Source organism: Aestuariivirga sp. (assembly GCF_037139295.1).
Lineage (GTDB): Bacteria > Pseudomonadota > Alphaproteobacteria > Rhizobiales > Aestuariivirgaceae > Aestuariivirga.
In genome coordinates, this window is sequence record NZ_JBAXGR010000043.1 from 1 (window position 1) to 20,337 (window position 20,337).

At 63.4% G+C, this 20,337-nt stretch carries 20 protein-coding genes and 1 tRNA gene; 8 read left to right on the plus strand and 13 right to left on the minus strand.

The window, feature by feature from the left end; genetic code table 11:
* Nucleotides 1-1,258, plus strand: a 1,258-nt coding sequence (locus tag WCJ41_RS12125; protein ID WP_336906086.1) for a cisplatin damage response ATP-dependent DNA ligase, incomplete at its 5' end; no start/stop codon positions are given.
* 8 nt (nt 1,259-1,266) lie between these two features.
* Here WCJ41_RS12125 and WCJ41_RS12130 read toward each other — a convergent pair.
* The 3 genes from WCJ41_RS12130 to WCJ41_RS12140 all read right to left on the minus strand — a co-directional run bounded on the left by WCJ41_RS12130 (nt 1,267) and on the right by WCJ41_RS12140 (nt 3,974).
* Nucleotides 1,267-2,181, minus strand: coding sequence for an acetamidase/formamidase family protein (locus tag WCJ41_RS12130; protein ID WP_336906087.1), 915 nt, complete (start codon nt 2,179-2,181; stop codon nt 1,267-1,269).
* A 38-nt stretch (nt 2,182-2,219) separates the two neighbouring features.
* Nucleotides 2,220-3,098, minus strand: a complete 879-nt coding sequence (locus tag WCJ41_RS12135; RefSeq protein WP_336906088.1) for a cobalamin B12-binding domain-containing protein — start codon at nt 3,096-3,098, stop codon at nt 2,220-2,222.
* Between the two features lie 201 nt (nt 3,099-3,299).
* On the minus strand, nt 3,300-3,974 hold the full coding sequence (locus WCJ41_RS12140; protein WP_336906089.1) for a hypothetical protein: 675 nt from the start codon (nt 3,972-3,974) through the stop codon (nt 3,300-3,302).
* A 441-nt stretch (nt 3,975-4,415) separates the two neighbouring features.
* Here WCJ41_RS12140 and WCJ41_RS12145 point away from each other — a divergent pair, with 441 nt between their 5' ends.
* Together WCJ41_RS12145 and WCJ41_RS12150 are read left to right on the plus strand one after the other, a co-directional pair.
* Entirely contained in the window at nt 4,416-4,805 is a 390-nt protein-coding gene (locus tag WCJ41_RS12145) for a hypothetical protein (protein WP_336906090.1), read from the plus strand.
* A gap of 82 nt (nt 4,806-4,887) precedes the next feature.
* Nucleotides 4,888-6,078, plus strand: a complete 1,191-nt coding sequence (locus WCJ41_RS12150; RefSeq protein WP_336906091.1) for a patatin-like phospholipase family protein — start codon at nt 4,888-4,890, stop codon at nt 6,076-6,078.
* Here the strand turns inward: WCJ41_RS12150 and WCJ41_RS12155 are convergent.
* The 3 genes from WCJ41_RS12155 to WCJ41_RS12165 all read right to left on the minus strand — a co-directional run bounded on the left by WCJ41_RS12155 (nt 6,066) and on the right by WCJ41_RS12165 (nt 9,653).
* Nucleotides 6,066-8,351, minus strand: a complete 2,286-nt coding sequence (locus WCJ41_RS12155; RefSeq protein ID WP_336906092.1) for a mechanosensitive ion channel domain-containing protein — start codon at nt 8,349-8,351, stop codon at nt 6,066-6,068. The genes WCJ41_RS12150 and WCJ41_RS12155 overlap by 13 nt on opposite strands.
* 123 nt (nt 8,352-8,474) lie before the next feature.
* Nucleotides 8,475-9,467 carry a hypothetical protein gene (locus WCJ41_RS12160; RefSeq protein ID WP_336906093.1) on the minus strand — a complete coding sequence of 331 codons (993 nt, stop codon included), beginning with the start codon at nt 9,465-9,467 and terminating at the stop codon, nt 8,475-8,477.
* A 110-nt stretch (nt 9,468-9,577) separates the two neighbouring features.
* A tRNA-Ala gene (locus WCJ41_RS12165) sits at nt 9,578-9,653 on the minus strand.
* 132 nt (nt 9,654-9,785) lie between these two features.
* Here WCJ41_RS12165 and WCJ41_RS12170 point away from each other — a divergent pair.
* From WCJ41_RS12170 to folD, 3 genes are read left to right on the plus strand one after another with little or no spacing between them, the layout of a single operon-like run.
* Nucleotides 9,786-10,079 carry a YggT family protein gene (locus tag WCJ41_RS12170; RefSeq protein ID WP_336906114.1) on the plus strand — a complete coding sequence of 98 codons (294 nt, stop codon included), beginning with the start codon at nt 9,786-9,788 and terminating at the stop codon, nt 10,077-10,079.
* A complete protein-coding gene (locus tag WCJ41_RS12175; protein ID WP_336906094.1) occupies nt 10,076-10,402 on the plus strand; it encodes a DUF167 family protein in 327 nt (108 codons plus the stop codon). The genes WCJ41_RS12170 and WCJ41_RS12175 overlap by 4 nt, the downstream gene beginning before the upstream one ends.
* Entirely contained in the window at nt 10,399-11,283 is an 885-nt protein-coding gene (gene folD, locus WCJ41_RS12180; RefSeq protein WP_336906095.1) for a bifunctional methylenetetrahydrofolate dehydrogenase/methenyltetrahydrofolate cyclohydrolase FolD, read from the plus strand. The genes WCJ41_RS12175 and folD overlap by 4 nt, the downstream gene beginning before the upstream one ends.
* Before the next feature lie 57 nt (nt 11,284-11,340).
* Here folD and WCJ41_RS12185 read toward each other — a convergent pair whose 3' ends face one another.
* Both WCJ41_RS12185 and ppa read right to left on the minus strand, forming a co-directional pair.
* A complete protein-coding gene (locus tag WCJ41_RS12185) occupies nt 11,341-13,617 on the minus strand; it encodes a sulfatase-like hydrolase/transferase (RefSeq protein WP_336906096.1) in 2,277 nt (758 codons plus the stop codon).
* A gap of 275 nt (nt 13,618-13,892) precedes the next feature.
* A complete protein-coding gene (gene ppa / locus WCJ41_RS12190; RefSeq protein WP_336906097.1) occupies nt 13,893-14,429 on the minus strand; it encodes an inorganic diphosphatase in 537 nt (178 codons plus the stop codon).
* A gap of 84 nt (nt 14,430-14,513) precedes the next feature.
* Here ppa and WCJ41_RS12195 point away from each other — a divergent pair, with 84 nt between their 5' ends.
* Nucleotides 14,514-15,056 (plus strand): hypothetical protein, encoded by a 543-nt coding sequence (locus tag WCJ41_RS12195; protein ID WP_336906098.1) that lies wholly within the window; start codon nt 14,514-14,516, stop codon nt 15,054-15,056.
* Between the two features lie 82 nt (nt 15,057-15,138).
* Here WCJ41_RS12195 and typA read toward each other — a convergent pair whose 3' ends face one another.
* The gene (typA, locus tag WCJ41_RS12200) at nt 15,139-16,971 is read right to left on the minus strand and encodes a translational GTPase TypA (protein WP_336906099.1); all 1,833 of its coding nucleotides are present in this window, start codon (nt 16,969-16,971) and stop codon (nt 15,139-15,141) included.
* Nucleotides 16,972-17,095: 124 nt separating this feature from the next.
* Here typA and WCJ41_RS12205 point away from each other — a divergent pair, with 124 nt between their 5' ends.
* Nucleotides 17,096-17,554, plus strand: coding sequence for a J domain-containing protein (locus WCJ41_RS12205; protein ID WP_336906100.1), 459 nt, complete (start codon nt 17,096-17,098; stop codon nt 17,552-17,554).
* Between the two features lies 1 nt (nt 17,555).
* On the opposite strand, the gene WCJ41_RS12210 is transcribed toward WCJ41_RS12205, so the two are convergent.
* The 4 genes from WCJ41_RS12210 to WCJ41_RS12225 all read right to left on the minus strand — a co-directional run bounded on the left by WCJ41_RS12210 (nt 17,556) and on the right by WCJ41_RS12225 (nt 20,231).
* Nucleotides 17,556-18,482: an alpha/beta hydrolase gene (locus WCJ41_RS12210; protein ID WP_336906101.1), complete on the minus strand. Its 927-nt coding sequence runs from the start codon at nt 18,480-18,482 to the stop codon at nt 17,556-17,558.
* A gap of 5 nt (nt 18,483-18,487) precedes the next feature.
* A complete protein-coding gene (locus WCJ41_RS12215) occupies nt 18,488-19,060 on the minus strand; it encodes a hypothetical protein (protein WP_336906102.1) in 573 nt (190 codons plus the stop codon).
* Between the two features lie 159 nt (nt 19,061-19,219).
* Entirely contained in the window at nt 19,220-19,669 is a 450-nt protein-coding gene (locus WCJ41_RS12220) for a hypothetical protein (RefSeq protein ID WP_336906103.1), read from the minus strand.
* Between the two features lie 115 nt (nt 19,670-19,784).
* Nucleotides 19,785-20,231, minus strand: a complete 447-nt coding sequence (locus WCJ41_RS12225) for a hypothetical protein (RefSeq protein ID WP_336906104.1) — start codon at nt 20,229-20,231, stop codon at nt 19,785-19,787.
* Nucleotides 20,232-20,337: the final 106 nt, after the last annotated feature.

Consider the following 20,337-nt stretch of genomic DNA (forward strand, 5'->3'; position numbering starts at 1 on the left):
GGGCAGGGGCGGGCATGCGGCGATTCTCACGCAATGGCTGGACCGGCTCGATGCCACGGGCCGCTGGGCGTTGCTGAAGTTCCTCAGCGGTGCGCCGCGGGTGGGCGTTTCGGCGCGGCTTGCAAAGCAGGCGGTGGCTGATGCCTTCGGCAAGAACGTCGATGACATCGAGGAACTGTGGCACGGCCTTGAGCCACCCTATGCCGCGCTGTTCGACTGGTTGGAGCAGAGGACGGAGCGACCCTCGCTTGCCGCCACGCCGATCTTCCGCCCGCTTATGCTGGCGCATGCGCTGGAGGAGAACGACTGGCAGGCCATGAACCTCGATGACGTCGCCGCCGAATGGAAGTGGGACGGCATTCGCATCCAGGTGTCTGCCAAGGGCGGCACCACGCGGCTGTTCTCGCGCACGGGTGACGACATCGGGCAAAGCTTTCCGGAGCTCGTCGACCATTTCAAGTTTGATGCCGTACTCGACGGCGAGCTTCAGGTGGTGCGCGATGGCGAAGTTGCACCCTTCAGCGAACTCCAGCAGCGCCTGAACCGCAAGACCGTGACGCGCGCCATGCTCACCAAGTATCCAGTGCATGTTCGCTTCTATGACGCGCTCGAAATCGACGGTGAAGACCTGCGCGCGCTGCCCTTCACCGCGCGGCGAGAGCGCCTCGAAGCCTGGCACCGCGAACATGGCCCTGCCCACAGCGACCTCTCCGAAGTTCTCGGTTTCGCCAGCAAGGAAGACCTGAAGGCGAGCTGGGAGGCGACGCGCGAGCAGGGCATCGAGGGCCTGATGCTGAAGCGCAAGGCGAGCCCCTATCTCGCCGGCCGACCCAAGGGCCACTGGTACAAGTGGAAGCGTGCCGCACTGACCGCTGACTGCGTGCTGCTCTATGCCCAGAAGGGTGCTGGCAAGCGCTCCTCGTTCCATTCGGACTACACCTTCGGTGCCTGGACAGAGAAGGACGGCCAGAAGCTGCTTGTGCCTGTCGGCAAGGCCTATTCAGGCTTCACCGACGCGGAGCTCGCCGAGATCGACCGCTTCGTTCGCCAGAACACAGTGGATCGCTTTGGCCCCGTCCGCGCGGTCACACCGAAGCTCGTGCTGGAAATTGCCTTCGATGCCATCCAGGAGTCGAAGCGCCACAAGTCCGGCATCGCCATGCGCTTTCCCCGCGTCTCACGCATCCGCTGGGACAAGCCCGCAGAAGAGGCGGACACGCTGGAGACGCTGAAGGCGCTGATAACGTCCGCGAGTTGAGGGCTGGTTCAGGCGAGCCCAGCCAGCGCCTCCCGCGCCACCCGGCACACCACCGTGAAGGCCGGGTTGAACACATTGGCCACGTCATAGCGCACGCACTGCCCCATCACGTGGCTCGCGGCCACTGCGTCGAGGCCATAGTCGGACATCAGCCATTCGAGCATTTCGGTTGTCGCGTGTTGCAGCGCCTGGTCCAGCGGGCGTGCGTTGCCGATCGTGAAGATCTCCGTCTCGTTCAAGCCCCGCGGCCAGCCGATCTTGCTGCCCTTCAGCACGCGCGCGGTGAAGGTGACGTCCGCTGCCGTCTCGATGCCGGTGCCCACGATTTCGCCGTCGCACTGCTGGGCATGCACGTCGCCGAGGAAGAACAGCGCACCCGGAACGGCCACGGGGAACATCACCTCCACTCCCGGCTTGAAGCCGCGGTAATCCATGTTGCCGCCATAGCGCCCGCTGGTGGCGGTGGAGATCGCTTGCCCCAAGTCCGGCGCAACGCCGAAGCAGCCGATCATCGGCTCCACCGCGACGGACCATGTGGCAAGTGACGTTGGCGGTTCGGCCAGCCAGGCGCGGCCCTTGTCCGCGTCGATCACCCACTCGGTCTTGTGGCGCTCGGGGAAGCGATGAACGGCATTGGGGTCCACCACGTTCGGGCTCAGCACGTCGAAGGTCCATCCGGTCTTCCGCGTCATGCGAATGTCGCGGATGGTGATGAACAACGCGTCGCCGGGTTCTGCGCCTTCAATGAAGAACGGCCCGGTCATCGGGTTTGGCCGCTCGGCGATTTTTTCGCCGCGCCAGTCGAAGCCGTGCGCGTCGGCGGTGGCCGCCGTCACCGTGTCGCCGCTGGCAATCACGAGTGCAGGGGCATGAATGCCGATGGTGTTGTAAAGAGCCTTGGGCGTGAAATTGTGGGTCGTCATGGGCGGAAGTCTCGCCGTAACGCGCGGCGGATGCAAGCTCAGACGAGGGCTTCTGCCAGCAGCTTCTTGGCCAGCACCACGGCGGCGGGGCCATTGGCGGCCGTGCCGTCGGCACCAACCTTGGCGACGAGTTCGGGGTCACGCACCACCGCTGCGCCACCGATCATGATTCCGACTTTCCGGTTCAGCGACCGCTTGCGCACCAGGGCGATGGCATCCCTCAACGAGTCCAGGTGGATGTCGGAGCTGAGCGAGAAGCCGACCACGGCCAGCCATTCGCGCGATGCGATGTCTGCTGGCTCCGCGATGCTCGTCGAGAGGCAACTCCACACATGCCAGCCGCCAGCGCGCAGGAACTTCTGCACGATGGTGGTGCCGAGGCTGTGCTGTTCGCCGGGCGTTGCAGCCAGGAGCACCCGGCGCTTCTCGTCGAAGTCGGGAACCTGTCCCAGCCCCTCGAACACATGCACCAGACGCTGCAGGCGGGAGATGCCGATCGTCACATCAAGGAAATCGGCCTTGTCATCTTTCCACAATTCGCCGAGCAGCCGGGCTGCAGGCTCCAGCAGTTCAGCGTGGAGGTCGTCCAGCGACACGCCCTCGTCCTTGAGTTTCAGAACGTAATTGGCTGCGTCCTCGTTTTCAGGGCCCAGAAGCAACTGGGCCAACTCGGCGATCTCGACAGAGCGCAGTGGCGCGGCAGGCTGCTCTTCGGCAGGCGGCACATGGAGCGCCACCAGGTGCGGCAACACATGTTCGGAAACGATCTTGCTGAGCTTGGTATGACGGAAATCGGGGACGTCGACAGTGACCTCCAGCGGCGGCAGAAAGCCGCCGTCGGCCCCGGCATCACCGCCGGAGAGATAGTCAGGCTTCACGGAAGCCATGCCACCCGTTTCGTCCTGTTCGTCAGCCATCCCATCCCCGTCGGGCCGCCTCTTCTGAACAGCGGGCGGCCTCGGTACCGATGACGGATGATATGTCAGCATTACACTCAGCGCAATCCGGCAGTTTGCTGTGGAAAACACACGCAGCCGGTGACCGAGAAACATGGCGCGCCTGGCCGGCCTTCGGCCGGTCGCGGCCTGCCGCGCGTCAGGCGTTGCGACGTTGTTCGTCTACTGGCACTCGTTGATCGGGAACTGGTGCCCGTAGAGCGCCTGTGTCAGCACGCGGCCGGCACCCGGGGGCGAGCCCACGGGGATGATGGTGCCGTTGCCCACTTCCTGGTTGCACACCGAGAGCGCGCTCGGCTGGCAGGGATAGGGGCCGATGAACTGATAGCCCACCGGCAAGCTCGTTACGGTGGGCTTGGTGACCGGGCAGGAGCAGATGATCTGGTTCTTGGCAACGAAGCCGACGCCGGGGAAATACTTGCCGCTGCTGCTCTTGAAGCAGATGCCGCCGTCGCATTGTCCATAGGAACCGGTGGAGCCGCCGGGGCAGGTGTAGAGTGCCTTGTTGCCGCCCTGCCTGACGTCGAGGGGCAGGCTGAAGGTGCTCACCATGTAGCCATTGCGCACGCCGGCGGCGTTCACGTCGCAGATGTCCGCGGTCTGGCCGGTGCGAGTGGTGAAGCTGAGCGGCGGCGCGCTGATGCTGTCGCCCCGCTTGATGACGCATTTGGCGTAGCTCACATCATCGTAGACGAAGGCGGAGGCCGCGGCGCACAGCGCATAGGTCTGGTTGGAGCAGATCGCATAGGCGTCTTCGGCCGCTGCAGTCTGGGTCATGAAGGGGGTGCTGAGGCCGAACAGCAGGACGGCCCAGAGGGCTGCAAGGCGGCGGGTCATGGCAGGACTTCTCCCCAGACGAGTTGTCATTACGTTTCAGGCACCGATCTTAACGTTTCAGGCACCAATCTTAAACCTCTGCGGCAGTCAATCACATAAGCAAACGCCGCAGCGGGCTTGTGTTCATACTGGCAGCGATACCGAGGTGGATATAAAGACAAGTTATGGTTGAAGAATAACGGCCTGTACCAGTTGTGAAGCGGCCGTACCCTTTGATATTCCTCTCGCTTTTTCCTCTCGAAAGTCTTAATTTCCAAGCTTAGCTCGTGTAACTTGCCGGTTGTGGATCGAACCTGCGGACGGTTCTAGGTTGCCGTACCGGGCATGACGGTTCGGATCAGCTGAAAGAGACGGGCATTCCCTGCGGGGAGAGGGCGTCGAAAACTGAGGCTCGTCTTCAAGTTCGGCCTGCTGGTCTGCCTGCCCGTCACCGGCTATCTGTTGGCCGTTACAGGGATTTCGCCGCAATCGATCGCGCTGACGGCCTTGAGCGTCATCATGGCGCTGGGCGCGGAAGGTCTTGTATCTGTTGCCGAGTCGCGGCTTTCCGGCCTCCGGGAGCAGGAAGACTCCGCCGAGAAGGTCTTCAGGGCAGAAGCCCATACGCGCGACGAGAAATTGCGCCAGATGGACCGCATCGTCGAAACACTCTCCAACCAAAACCACGACCTGCGCGGCAAGCTCGTCTCCATCCATGGCGAAGTGCATCGCGTGCAGGAGGAGACGGCGCATATGCAGGCTGAGGCGCAAGCCGAAGTGGTGGAGGAGGCGAAATCCGCCGACGAGGGCAGCGCCGACGTCACCGACATCACCTCGCTGCGCCGCCGCTGAAGGCCCGCGCCGGTTCACCGAACCGCCGTGGGGTCGCCTCATGGGTTGACAAGTGGCGCTACCTTCAACAAACGACAGGCCCATGTTCACCAAGTCCATCAAGACCCTTTTCGCCGCCGCGCTGGTTCTGTCGCTCGCCGCCTGCGGCACCAATGTGCCCCGCCTCGATGATGCGCCGGTCAACGCCTATGCGACGCCGGTCGGCTACAAGGGCATCCGCTACTGGGGTGATGCCGAGCTGAAGAAGCTGAACGAGGCCTCGGCCGAGCGCCTCGCCCAACTCAAGGTCGCGCACAAGGCCGACCCCTCGATCCCGCTGGACCATGCCTATTATCTTGCGATTTCCGGCGGCGGTGGTGACGGCGCCTATGGCGCGGGTATCCTCAATGGCTGGACCAGGGCCGGCACGCGCCCCAAGTTCGAGGTGGTCACGGGCATCAGCACCGGCGCACTCTCCGCGCCCTATGCCTTTCTCGGCTCCGCCTATGACGATGAGCTGAAGCAGATCTACACCACCATCGACGACAAGGACGTGATGAAAAAGAAGGGCCCGATCAGCGGCGTCTTCGGCTCATCCATGACCGACAACAGCCCGCTCAAGGCGCTGGTGGCGAAATACGTGACGCAGGACCTGATCGACAAGATCGCCATCGAACACGGCAAGGGCCGCCGCCTGCTGGTGGGCACCACCAACCTCGATGCCCAGCGCCCCGTGGTGTGGGACATGACGGCCATTGCCGCCAGCGGCAACCCGGACCGGCTTGCCCTGTTCCGCAGCGTTCTCGTCGCCAGTGCGGCCATTCCGGGCGTGTTCCCGCCGCAGCTCATCAAGGTGACCGCCGATGGCAAGGTCTACGAGGAACTCCACGTCGATGGCGGCACTACCACCCAGGCCTTCCTCGTCTCGGCGCAGAATTCGCTGAAGGAGGTCGACAAGGCGCTGAACTTTCCCAGGAAGCGCAGCCTCTACATCATCATGAACGGCAGCTTTGCGCCGCAAGCCGAGAAGACCGAGACCAAGACGCTGGCGATTGCCGCGCGCTCGATCTCGACGCTGATCAAGAACCAGTCCATCGGCGATGCCTACCGCATGTATGCCCAATGCCAGAAGGACGGGGTTGCCTTCAACCTGACGTCGATCCCCAACGACTTCACCATGAAGTCCAAGAGCGAATTCGATAACGCCTACATGCGCGCCCTCTACGAGCGCGGCTACCAGGCGGGCCAGACACCCGCCGCCTGGGACAAGGAACCGCCCGACTACGACCGCTGAGGCTCGGGCTCGTCCGTTATTGCCGCGGACGGGTCGGTGGCATGGGCCAGGCCCAGGCCGCTGGCTTGCGCAATCTGCATGATGTCGAGGTACAGCTTGTGCGTTGCCTCGCGCGAGGCGCGGCCGCTGCGGGTTTCGACCATGGTCGAGATTTCCACGTCGATGCCCTCGGTCCAGAAGCGGACGATGTTGACCTCCGCCCACTTGTCTTCGAAGATCGGATCATCGGCGATGCGCTTCCGGATGCCGTTGGTGAAGGCCTCCATGCGCTCCGGCGTGGCACCCGATGTGACGATCACGGTGGCCGACAGGCTGCGCCGCCGCCGGGCACCCAGATTGTTGACGACAGCGTCGGCAAGCTTGGCATTGGGCACCACGAGCAGGCTGTCATAGAGGGTTCGGATACGGGTGGAGCGCAGGCCGACCGCCTCTACCCAGCCGTTGACGTCGCCCGCGATGATGCGGTCGCCCTTGCGGAACGGTCGATCGCCCAGCAGGATGCCCGCGCCGAAGACGTTGGCGATCGTCTCCTTGGAGGCGAAGGCCACGGCGAGGCCGCCGATGCCGAGGCCGGCCAGCAGCCCGGTTGTCGGAAGTGACCACAGATAGCTCAAGCTCAGGATCGCAGCGACCACGATGGCGACCTTGGCCAAGCCCGCCGCGAAGGTGAGGAGAATGTTGTCGAAGGCCGTTTCGGTCCTTTCGGCAAGTTCCTGCAGCACCGAGAGCGCGAAAATGACGAGCTGCCACAGCGCATAGGCGAAGATAAGAATCAGGATCGTGCCCAGCACCGGCACGGTGTATTGCCGTGCCGCCGCAGGAAGCCCGATCATCACGATCAAGCGCGAGCCGATGAGGAACGAGAGACCCAAGGCAAGTCCCGTCGCGAGGCTCCTGGCATTTTTGACGTGGCGCTTGAGGAAGGAGCGATTGAGGATCCACAGGAATGCTCCCCGCAGCACGGTCGTCAACAGCGCGATGATGCCAAGCGCCACGAAGCTTGCCAGCGCCTGCCAGTATTCGAGATGCCCCGGCCCTGGCAAGGTTTTGAGCAGGAAGGGTGCGTGGCGCTTCACAAGGTTACGGACCGCAAACATCGGCGAGAAGGGAATGAAGCTCGGGTCGAGTACTTCATTGTCAGGCAGTTGCTCTGCCCCGCGATAGAGGCTGCGGATGGTCTGCGCGGTGTCGGCGGAAAACTTCCAGCGCGTGTCCGCCCCCGTGCCCAAGGGCTCGATGGCGACCCGCCCGGCAGGCAGCTCGAAGAGCACGAACGGCTCACGGCTTACGCCGGAATTCGGCATGTTTTGCAGCGTGCGGTGGCCGATATGGTTTATGATACGGACCAGATACTGCGCCACGACGTTGCCTTCCGCATCGCGCAACACCTCCGGCACGTGGGACAGGTCGATCGTGGCGAGGGCCTGCTCCTCGCCGCCCATCTCCCAGCGATGCATGCCGTCGAGGAAGGCGCGCAATGTGTCGCGCGGGCTCTGAAGCATCCGGAAGTCGTCGGCCGCCTGCGGCTTGCCGTTTTCGAGCTGGGCGCGCAGCGCATCCGGCGACGGAATCACAATGCGCCAGTTGCCATCCGGACCACGCGCCATGTTGATGCCGATGGCGGCTTTTGAATCGTAGATCGGAAGGCTGAGTGTCAGATTGCTGTCTGATGTTGCGGCAGGGATGGTCGACATGTTGAAGGTGGCGAGGTCGATCAGCTGGAACAACTGCTGCGCGCCGGTGAAGCGCTGCTCGCGCGATTCCCAGCCCATAGCATCGCCGAAGTCGATTGCGTCGATCGCCGAGGCGAGCGCATAGTTCTTGTCGGTCTGCGCCAGATTGGCGGCAACAAGAAAGCTGCGCAGTGCCGCGCGCGGCGTGCTGAGGTCGATCTTCACATCGACTGCCTGCCCATCACCGGCGGCCATGCGCGTGCCGCTCAGCCATTCACCCGCCTCGGTCGTCCCGGCGAAGCTCGCCTGGTCGCTGCTCAGCGTGGCCGTGATGTTTTCGGCGTCACCGTTGTAGATGATCTGACCGTCGAAGCGGTTGTCATGCACGGTGCCCTTGATCGTGCCGCTGCCGAAGCTGCCGTTCACCGAAGTACCGTTCTGCTGCAAGCTTACCAGGGCGCCGCCATTGCCCCAGACGATCTCCCAGTTGCCGCTCCACGGACTGTCGGCCGCTGCTGCCGTGCCTGCGGCGAACACCGCCCACAGGAGTATCATCACCAGCCGGATCATGCCGCCGCCCATCCTCATCATTGCAGCCATAGATGCACCTGCGGCAGCCTGCTGGCAACAGCCCTGCCGGGTTCACGGCATCGGCGAAATTACCGATATGAAGCGCCGGAAAGAGTGTGCTGCATGTGGTTCTGCAATTGTGCCGAAGTGCCCTCAGCAACTCACCGCGAGCCACACCCGGTAGACGATCCACACCACGCTTACGATGTAGAGTGCAAACAGCACGCGGCCCGTCGTCAGGGCGGCCGTCCACAGGCGGCGCTTCCTCAGCACATGCACCACATAGATCATCAGCATGGTCAGGAACGTCACGGTGAAGGCCGTGAGCTGGAAGGCATCCGCGAGGCTGAATTCGGTGGTCGGCGGAAGGCCACTCTGCAGGATGTAGCCCGAGCCGACTGTCGAGAACAGCGCGCCCGTGGCGATGGCCAGCTGCGCGCCGATGTCGATCACCTCGCTCGAATGGCGGAAGGCGCTGCTGGTGAGCACGATCCCCGCCAGCGCGATGGCCAGTCCGAAGCCGATGAAGGTCGACAGCATCAACCGCCAGCCAAGGCGCTTCACGTCGATCTCCACGGTCACGCGCGGATAGATGCTGGGGCCCACGGAACTCATCGACGGGTCGCCATAGGCGGTCTCGTAGAACTCGTTCTCTGCGGAGATCTTCATGCCCTCGATCGTCCAGCCGGCCAGCGTCAGGTCGCGCCGGAGCTTGGTGCCTTCGATGTCGGGCTCGAATTTCAGTGATCGCGCATCGGCCGTCGCGCTCTCGATCACGATCCTGATCTTCTGCCGGTCGAAGGGATAATTCGCGACGCTCCAGTTTTCGTTGAGAACGGCTGAAAACTTCACCTGGTCCCAAAGGCCCTTGCTGCCGGCATCGGTGCGTGAACTGCCGAGCACATCGACCGACCGGGCGTTGACGATTTCAACGTCCTTCTTCGGGTCAAAGGACGCATCGTCGTGGTTGAACCACACCCAGAACTGCGCCTCGACGTCCTGCTGAGCAAAGTCGACGTCAAACAGGTTGGTGATGAACAGGCCGACCCTGACCGTCCGTGGAGCGTCCTCGGCACGTGCCGTGCCTGGCGCTGCAGCCATGAAGGCAAGCACCACGATCATCGCAAAGAGCCGGAAGAATCGCATGAAGTTCCTTTGTCGCAAGGGACGGCATGCGATATTGCACCGCCATGTGCTCCGTCAACTGACGGAAAGCCGTGAAACCACCCAGTGCCAAGCTTCATCCTGTGGGGGCCTGGTGGAGCGAAGGGGGATCGAACCCCTGACCTCGGCATTGCGAACGCCGCGCTCTCCCAACTGAGCTACCGCCCCTTTTCAGGTGGTGTCCACAGGCGGAGCGGTTTCTAGTCCCTGGCCGGGACAGCGTCAAGCTTGCTTGGACGGCGCCCCGCGCCTACATCTGCTCAAACATTTCAAGAGGGCTGCCTGTCCATGATGACGCCGATGAACCCGATCCTGTGGCTGCTCCACACCGTGATCAACATCTACTTCTGGATCATCCTGGCGATGGTCATCATGAGCTGGCTCATTGCCTTCGGCATCGTCAACCGCTCCAACCCCTATGTCCGCCAGGTTGGCCAGGTGCTGGACCGGCTCACCGAGCCGCTGCTCCGCCCCATCCGCCGCTTCCTGCCGGACCTGGGCGGCATCGACATCTCGCCCATCATCCTGCTGATCGGCCTGCAGTTCCTCGGCATTCTGGCAGATAATATCTTCTTCAATCTCGGCTGGGCGTGACGTCACCGCTGCGGCCGGGCAAGGGCGGTCTTCTCCTCGCTGTCCGGGTCACACCCAAATCCTCCCGGGACGAGGTTTCGGGCCTCCATGTGGCCTCCGACGGCACGGTGTCGCTGGCCGTGAAGGTGACGGCGGTGCCGGACAAGGGGCGTGCCAACAAGGCGGTTATCGAGACCCTGGCCAAGGCCTGCCGGATGCCCAAATCCGCTTTCGAGCTCGTGTCGGGCGAGACGGACCGCAACAAGACCATTCTGGTCACTGGAAATCCTGCGGAACTTGAGGCATTGATTGCCAGGAAAGTGAATGCAGGGAAGGAAAATTGAATATGGCGAAAGTAATTGACGGCAAGGCCTTTGCCGAGGGCCTCAGGGGGCGGATCGCCACGGCCGTGGCAAGCCTCAAGGAAAAGCACGGGCTCACCCCCGGCCTCGCGGTCGTTCTGGTGGGCGAGGACCCGGCCTCCAGGGTCTATGTCGCCAACAAGGCCAAGCAGACGGTCGAGGTCGGCATGAACTCGTGGGAGCACAAGCTGCCCGCCGAGACGCCCGAGAAGGACGTTCTCGCCCTCGTCGAGAAGCTCAACAACGATCCTGCCGTGCATGGCATCCTCGTGCAGCTGCCGCTGCCCAAGCACATCGATTCCACCAAGGTGCTCAGCGCCATCTCGCCGGCCAAGGACGTCGACGGCTTCCACGTGGTCAATGTCGGCAAGCTGTCGACCGGCCAGGACTCGCTCGTGCCCTGCACGCCGACGGGCTCGGTGATGCTGGCCAAGGACGTGCTGGGCTCGCTCGACGGGCTGGAAGCCGTGGTGATCGGTCGCTCCAACATCGTCGGCAAGCCGGTGGCACAATTGCTGCTGGCCGAGAACTGCACCGTTACGATCGCGCATTCCAAGACCAAGGATCTCCCTGGCGTCGTGCGCCGCGCCGACCTCGTCATCGCTGCCGTGGGCCGCCCGGAAATGGTGAAGGGTGATTGGCTGAAGCCGGGCGCCACCGTCATCGACGTCGGCATCAACCGCATCGAGCGTGATGGCAAGGGCAAGCTCGTGGGCGACTGCGACTATGCCTCGTGCGAGAAGGTCGCGGGCGCCATCACGCCGGTTCCCGGCGGCGTCGGCCCCATGACCATCGCCTGCCTGCTCTACAACACGGTCAAGGCCGCCTGCGCAGCGAAGGGCATCGACCAGCCCGCGATGTAAGAATACGGCGAAAAGGCCGGAATGGTAAAATGGCCGGGCAATGCCCGGCCATTTTCGTTAGCGATACTGCCCCGGCAGAAGTGTGCAGTTCGACGTCGCGATGAGACCGAGAAGTGCCTGCCGATCGACATCGTTGGTGTAGCCGTCGCGGTTCAGGTCCCACCAGGTGGATGTGTCGCTGGTGATGTTCCGCCACTCGGCCTGGTCGCCTAGGTCGGCATTGTTCACCAGGGCGTCGAGATTCGCGTCGCCCGTGCATGCCTTCTGCGAACTGAGCGTATCGTTCAGGCTGGTGACCAGCGCATCATAACTGGCCTTCAGGCGGCCCTTGAGCTGGCTGCTGCCTGCGCCGGGGCCGGTACCCGGCGCCAGCAGGTTGTTCGCCTTGACGCCGGTCGGATGATCGATCGTCGGGGTCTTGGGCTTCTGGTCAATCCTGTAGAATTCGTCCGTCGTCACCGACAGGCAGTTCGAGCCATCCGCGGTGAGTTCCGGATTCTGCAGGTCAATGTTGGTCGCGGTCTGGCGAATGAGCTTGTAGCGCTGGTTTCGCATACCAAAAGACGTGTCGGGCAGGAGTGCTGCCAGCGTCTCATTGACCGAGTTGCGATACTGGTTGACCTGGCAGCAGGTGGTCAGGCCGTTGCCGCTCTTGTAGGGCTCGGGAATGGCGACGTCCGTTCCCGCACCATACCAGATGCCGCCATAACCATTCTCACAGAGGTCCTTGGTCGGGAACAGGGTGGTGCATGTGTTGACGGACTTGATCACGCAAGCGCCATCGACGTGGCTGGTCGAGCGGGTGTTGGTGCCATACTGCGTGAAGTTCGTGGTGCGGATGGGCGATGCGCCCTGCCGCGGGTTGACGAGATAGGGAAGCAGGGGCTGTGAATCGAGCCCGTGGGTCGGCGGCACGGCCTGCCTGACGTCGATGCCGGCCACGTCGCCGAACAACTTGAAGAGATCGACGATGTTTACCATCGCGTTCACCGCCCTGTTGGGCTGCTTCACCATCGGCCCCGCCACGATCAGCGGTACCCACACGCCGGTCTGATACACGGTGCCCTTTGAAAGTGCGGGATCGAAGGGCAGCCTGACATTGTTGGCGAAGCTGCCATTGTCCGCGACGACCACGATCACGGTGTTGGCGATCTTGGCGTCATAGATGAGCACGCCGTTCTTGTTCTTCGTTGCAATTCCGGTCTCGATAAGAACGCGCTGCAGTTCCGTGTCGATTCCTTCGACCATCTGCGTCATCAGCGCGCGGGAGTCGGTTGCATTGTCGGAGCAATCGTTCCCGAGCTTGGTGGATGTGGTGGAGACAAGCCCTGGCGCTGCCGGCTGATAGGGCGTGTGCGCGGCGGAGAAGGCCAGCGTGACCATCCACGGCCTGTCCTTCGGCTGGCTGTTGATCCAGTGGATGGCGTAGTCTGCCTCAAGCGTAGTGCGGTACCCGCGGCTCTCCGGATTGTCCGGGGTCTTCACCACGGCGGCTTCACCCCGGCCCGGGTTCTCGACGAGTTCGCTGACGTAATAGCCGTTCTGCAGGCTGAAGTTCAGGTTGGCCGGCGGTGTCCCGCAGGAAGCATTGGGCTGCAGGATGCCGCCCGACGCAAGGCAGGTCAGCCCGGGCGATGTATTGCCGGCGCCGGTGCTCATGTAGGTGCAGTCGCCGTTCGCCTTGTAGCAGGCCCCGCTGTCGGCGCCGTGAGTGGGATCGATTGCTGTGGTGGGGACATAGCCGCACTTGTAGGTGCCCGTGCTGGCGACGCCGCCTGCGGTGGTGTCGATGTCGCTCGGACCGCCGTCATACCAGCCCTTGAAGTAGTCCCAGCCAAGCTGGGTGACGGCAGTGCCACCGTATGGATTGGTTGACGGATCCTGCGGGTATGTCGGCGCATTTGTGAAGTGGGACTTGCCGAACAGGGCGCTTGTGTATCCGGCTTCGCGCAGGATGTTCGGGGTCGTCGTTTCGTAGGGCGACTGCTGGGAGGCAGCAAGGTCGGGCGGCAGGATTGCGGCCATCACATTGTGGCGCAGAGGGTAGCGACCGGTGAAGAAGCTGACGCGGCTTGGTGAGCATTCCGGCGTGGCCCAGGTGTTGCGGAACAGCACGCCTGATTGCGCGATCTCGTCAAGGGTGGGCGTCTTCGGCGGTCCCAGCGGGCCAGCGCCGCGGCCGCCGTATCCGAACAGCTTCATCTGGTCGATGCCGACGTCATCCATGATCACAAACAGGATGTTCGGCTTGGAGGCGGACATTGCTGGCGTCAATCCCGCGCCGGCCAGCATGACGGCGGCGATCATGAGGATTTTGGATAGCTTGTTCAGCATGTCGATTTTTCCTGTTGCAGTACCGGCAAACGCCGGGCCAAGACATGGCCTGCCACTTTGCGGCATCTACGGATGCCGAATTACATGTATGACCACGTTTACAGGAATGCATTCGCCGAGCGAAGTCAACCGTTCTTGATTTTACAATCTAGGTTAGAAGGCTTGAATTCCAGCCGGAATCCTTCGCGGAAACTAAGCATCCACGACGCGGAACTTCGCCAAGGGGGGCGCCCGGTTTCAAACCCGGGCGAGGTCACAGCACCCAAGGAGGCGTGTCAGTCCTTCGCGTTCTTGGCGCGTTCGATGGCGTCGAGGATCATCTGCTCGGCTTCCGCCGCATTGCCCCAGCCAACGACCTTCACCCACTTGCCGGGCTCGAGGTCCTTGTAGTGCTCGAAGAAGTGCTCGATCTGCTGGCGGGTGATTTCGGGCAGGTCGGTGTAGTCGTGCACGTTCTCGTAGCGGCGGGTGAGTTTGGGCGTGGGCACGGCGATGATCTTCTCGTCGTGCCCGGCCTCGTCTTGCATTTTGAGCACGCCCACGGGCTTTACCGCGACCAGCGCCCCCGGAATGATGCCGCGCTGGTTGGCGATCAGCACGTCGATCGGGTCGCCGTCATCCGACAGCGTGTGCGGGATGAAGCCATAATTTCCGGGATAGCGCATCGAGGTATAGAGGAAGCGGTCGACCACCAGGGTGCCAGCCGCCTTGTCCATCTCGTACTTGATCGGCTCGCCGCCGACCGGCACCTCGACGATGACGTTCACTTCCTTCGGGGGGTTCTTGCCGATCGAGATGGCGTCGATACGCATGGGTCTTCCTTCGGAATTGGCTCTGTGGCAGCCTCTCTGCCATGAGAAAGGCGCTCTGGCTATCCCTCCTTCTGTCTGTGGCCCATGGCCGCCCTGGCGGGCGAGAATACCAGCGTTTACACCCCCTTCGACCTCGAGAAGACCTGCCTCCATGTGGAAAAGGGCGATGGAATGGCCTTCGCCGGCACCTGGACATGCGCCGGCTTCAAGGGCAACGACATCGTCGTTTCGGCCGATGACGACCGGAGCTTCGTGGGGCTGGGGACCAAACCCACCGAATCCTGCGGTTACCGGAAAACCTTCCGCCACTTCAACACCGCCCTCTCTCCCGTCGAATGGCGCCTCCGGGAAGGCAAGCCGTTCGCCGCCATCCAGCGCTGGCGGGTGGTGACGGATGATGAGGGCAACACCGTCACCTGGCTGGTCGTATCGGCGCTGAAGGGCGAGGAGGCCTGCCCCGTCCACTATGTCGCGGGTTCCTATCCCAACGCCAATGAGCAGGCCCGCCAGGCGGCCGACGACCTTGCGGAGGATTTCGACTGCGCGCACGACACGCCCACGGTGGATTCGACGGTGGGTGCGGACGGCATCGACTTCGTGAGCTGCGACGAGGCGAAGGAGGATTAGCGCCTCTCACGACGTGACATCACAAAAAAGATGCCCGGGTCGAAGCTCGGGCATGATGACTTTACGGAGGTGAGCTGGATGCTTACGCCTCGCTGGCGGCTTCCTTCTGGCGGCTCACCTTCTTGCGCTCGTTGGGATCGAGGATCGCCTTGCGCAAACGGATGGACTTCGGCGTCACCTCGACGAGTTCGTCCTCGCCAACGTAAGCCAGTGCCTTTTCCAGTGACATGCGGATCGGCGGGGTGAGCACCACCGCCTCGTCCTTGCCGGAGGCGCGGACGTTGGTGAGCTTCTTGCCCTTGATGACGTTGAGCTCAAGATCATTGCCGCGCGTGTGCTCGCCGATGATCATGCCGGCATAGACCTTGGTGCCGTGCTCGATGAACATCGGGCCACGGTCCTGCAGGTTGAAGATGGCATAGGCCACAGCGTCTCCGTCGCTGTTGGACAGCAGCGCGCCGGTGTGGCGGCCGGGGATCTCGCCGAAATAGGGCGCATAGGCGTGGAACAGGCGGTTCATGATCGCCGTGCCGCGCGTATCCGACAGCAGTTCCGACTGGTAGCCGATGAGGCCGCGCGTCGGCGCGTGGAATACGATGCGCTGGCGGCCAACGCCTGACGGGCGCATGTCGCGCATTTCCGCACGGCGCTCGGAGAGCTTCTGGACGACGACGCCGGTATATTCCTCGTCGACGTCGACGATCACTTCCTCGACGGGCTCCAGCTTCTCGCCGGTTTCCTCGTCGGTCTTGAACACCACGCGCGGGCGGCCCACGGTGAGCTCGAAGCCTTCGCGGCGCATGGTTTCGATCAGGATGCCAAGCTGCAACTCGCCGCGGCCGGCCACTTCGAAGGCGTCGGTCTCGTTGACGGACGGCGTGACCTTCAGCGCCACGTTGCCTTCGGCCTCGCGCAGCAGGCGGTCACGTATGACGCGCGACTGCACCTTGTCGCCATCCTTGCCAGCCAGCGGACCGTCGTTGATGCGGAAGGTCATGGTCAGCGTCGGCGGGTCGATGGGCTGTGCGTAGATCGGCTCGGTCACGGTGGTGTCGCAGATCGTGTCGGCAACGGTTGCCGTGGTGAGGCCGGAGATGGCGATGATGTCGCCTGCTTCCGCTTCGTCCACCGGCACGCGCTCGAGGCCGCGGAACGCCAGCACCTTGGAGATGCGGCCCTGTTCGGCAATCGAACCATCGCGTGACAGCGCCTTCACCGACTGGTTGGCCTTGATGGAGCCGGAGCGCACGCGCCCCGTCAGCACGCGGCCGAGGAAGGGGTTGGCTTCGATCGTCGTCACCAGCATGCGGAAGGGGCCTTCCTCCACGACCGGCGGCTGGAAGTGCTTGACGATCAGGTCGAACAGCGGCGCCATGTTCTCCTGCGAGCCCGTGGGCGTGTCCGCCATCCAGCCCTGCTTGGCGGACCCATAGATGATCGGGAAGTCGAGCTGCTCTTCATTGGCGTCGAGGTTGGCGAACAGGTCGAACACCTCGTTCACCACCTCGTTGTGGCGCTCGTCCGGGCGGTCGATCTTGTTGATGCAGACGATGGGGCGAAGGCCGATCTTGAGAGCCTTCTGCAGGACGAACTTGGTCTGCGGCATCGGGCCCTCGGCGGCGTCCACCAGCAGGACGGCGCCATCCACCATGTTGAGGATGCGCTCCACCTCGCCGCCGAAATCGGCGTGGCCGGGGGTGTCGACGATGTTGATGCGGGTTTCCTTCCAGTTGAGGGAGGTCACCTTGGCCAGAATGGTGATGCCGCGCTCACGCTCCAGGTCATTCGAGTCCATGGCGCGCTCGGCGACCTTCTGGTTCTCGCGGAACGAGCCCGACTGCGACAGCAGCCGGTCGATCAGGGTGGTCTTGCCGTGGTCGACGTGGGCAATGATGGCGATGTTGCGCAAATTCATGGGGCGCACTGACTTTCTTCATGCGTGGAGATGAGTTGGGGGGCGCTTAGCATGCGCAGCATGGAAACGCAATTTAACGGTTGGTTCACCCCGGGTGATATACTCAACCTTCGAGGGAATCACGATGTTCAACGGACGCGACGACAAGATTAACCGAACTCAGGTCTTCCTGACGCTCACCGACGGTTCGGTGCTGACCGTCTCGATCCGCCTGCCGCTGTCCAACCGGCTGGGAGATGCCTTGAACAATGGCGACGGGTTCCTCGACGCCCTGACGCCCGCCGGCCAGCAGCAATTCATCGCCAAGACCAGCATCAGGTCGGTGCGGTCCGCCAATGTGCCCAAGGCCGACCAGCTCGATAGCGAGGGCCGCGCCCCCGGAACGCCGGCCTTTGATCCTTATGCCGTCCTGAAGGTTGCCAGGGAGGCGAGCCCGGAGGAGATCCGGCATGCCTATCACCGCATGGCCAAGCTCTATCACCCGGACCGCATCGCTTCCTTCGACCTGCCCGACGAGGTGATGGACTACGTCCGCGCCATGCTGGTGCGGATCAACCTCGCCTTCGAGCAGATCGGCGGCTAGCTCAGGCCGGCAGGAAACTGTCGAGTGCGGCAAAGAACTGGCGGCGGATCATGTCGCGCTCGCCGAGAATCTCATGATTGGCATCAGGGATGAAGGCCAGCGCCACGCCTGGCACCTTGCGGGCCAGCCGGCGGATGCCTTCATTTCCCACCACGCGGTCGGCACCCGCCGCCACGATCAGCACCGGGGCGGTCGGCTTCTTCATGCGGCGAGTTCTGGTAATCGATTGTCGCGCGGCTCCCAGCCAGCCGAAGGTGGGCCCGCCCAGGCCCAGCTGTGGCGCCACTTCCAGCGTCTTGCTGTCGCGGTCCCAGCGGTGGCGGTCGGAGGTGAGCGGATTGCCGGGAAAGTCGGCGCGGCCCATCGGTTCCTTGCGCACGCCCGGCAGGAAGAAATTGGCAAGCCCGGTGAACCACATGGTGTTGAGCAGCAGCCACGCAACGGGCCGCGGCCACGGGCCATAGATGATTTCGATGAGCGGCGACACCAGGATGGCGCGGGCGAACCATTTTTTGTTGCGCAGCAGCCGCAGCAGCACATGTGCACCCGTCGAATGGCCCAGCGCATAGTAGGGAGCTGGGCAGGAGGGGATGACGAGGTCGTCCATCAGTGTACGGACATCCTCGTCGAAGCCGGCGAAGCTGCGCGTCCGGTCGCGGAAGGGCTGCCGCTTCGGCCGCTGCGACCCGCCCTGGCCGCGCATGTCGAGCACCGCCACCGCGAAGCCGCGCTCCATCAGCTCGCGTGCCGTTTCGAAATAGCGCTCGATGAAGTCGCCGCGCCCGCCGAGGATCACGAATGTACCGCGGGCATTTTCCGGCACCGCTCGCATGGCGCGCAATCGCGTCTTGTCGCGCGTCACCAGTTCAACGCACACTGCACCCGGCGGAGCTGGGTTCTCGTCAGTGGGATGAAGGATCGCCTGCACGTCGCTCAGGGCAGTTTCTTGACTTCGGTCAGCTGGCCCGATGACGGGTCAAGCTTGATGGCGAAATTCTTGCCGCCCCGTTTGGCGTTAAAGGCATAGAACTTGCCGGCACAGATCGAGGCCTCGACGCTGGAGAAGCCGAATCCGCTCACGACCTCAGTTGCCTTCTCGCAGCTCAGCGGGCCCTCTGCCAAAGGTGCCGCCGGCGCGGTGGCAGCGGTCTTCTGCGGCAGTGCCGGATTGGTGGTGGTCTTCGTCGTGGCAGGTGCGGTGGCCTTGGCAGGCGGCGGCTTCACCGCCTTGGGCTTGCCTGAAGGCACGGGCTGCGGCTCGTAATAGGTCTCGTCGATCTTCTGCTTTTTCTTGTCGGACGGGTTCTCGCCCCCGGTTCGGTCGCCGAACAGGATGCGCAGGCCGGGGATGTTGCGGATGATCGGCGGCCCGGAATAATCCTGTTCATAGACGGGCGGCGGCTCGCCGTGGTTGCCGCCGGCGTATGCGCTGTTGCCCATCGCTGCCAGCGCAAGAAGCGCCACGCCGGAGAGGCTCAATCCGCGAATGATCGATGATCCGAACATGTTACTCCACCTTTGCGGTTCCGGGCCCGCGCCCATAGTGAAACAGATGACAGGGTGATCCGCAACCGTGACGAGACCAATCCTGTGTCGGGAATTTTCATGGCCATTCTGCGGCGGGGAAGGCGACGACCTGCCACCCTCCCCAGCGCGCGTCATGGATCAGTAGATGCGGCGCAGGCGATTCACGTCGCCCCGCGCATCGACGGCCATCAGGAACTGCTTGCCGTTGCGCCATGCGGTGTAGCGGTAGTAGCCATGGCGGCAGCTCTGCACCTCGATGGCGGAGTAACCCGAGCGCGACAGGATGCGGCGGCCGTCGCGGCAGGTTACGTAACCGTCATAGACCGGGTAGGCGCGGCGAGGGGCATAGCCACCTTCATAGCCGCCATAGCCACCGCCATAACCACGACCATATGCGCCGCCGTAGCCACCTTCATAGCCGCCGTCATAGCCACCGTTCCAGCCAGCATCGGCTGGCACGGCCGGGTAGACGCCGAAGCCGATGCCCACCGAAACATCGGCGTTGGCAGCGGGGGCGGGAAGTGCCGCGACGAGCCCAAGGGCCATTGCGCCGGCAGCGAACAGGGTCTTCAGCGAAAGCGACTTCATGGCGGTACTCCTCATCATGATGCCGGTGATCGGTCATCGTTGGAGTGACACTAGCGGGCGCTGCTTGAACCCAGTCCGAACCGCGCGTTCATCCACCGTTCAGCTTCGGGCCGCCCTAGTCGGCGAGGCGCACGCGGTTGATCTGTCCGCTGGCACTCATGCGGATGTCGAAGCGCGCCCCGCCGCGCGAGGCCGTGTAGCGATAGTTCGGGCCACGGCAATTATTGGTCTTCACGTCATAATAGCCCCGCTGGAACAGAAGTTCCTTGCCCTGCCCGCAGGTCATCCAGACGGTGATTTCTTCGGATTCCGCGCCCCACCATACGGGCGGGGGCGGGTAGGGGCGGCCATAGGGACCGGGATAGCGCGGCCGTCCATAGTCGCCGCGCCCATAGCCACCACGATAATATTCATCTTCGAACGATAGCTGCGCATCGCGGCCATCGTCGATCCAGGGCTGCGGGATGCGGCGCTGGTCGGCGGATGCCTCGGATGCGGACAGGATGGCCGAAAGGCCACATGCCACGGCAACGGTGGCGAGGAAGAATCTGGGCTTCATCATCTCACTCCATTCAACCGGAGCCACCCCGGCACCGATATGGTGGAATTAACAACCTTCCATTGAATGTGAACTGAATCGACCGTTCATCGGCCGTTCATCGGAACGA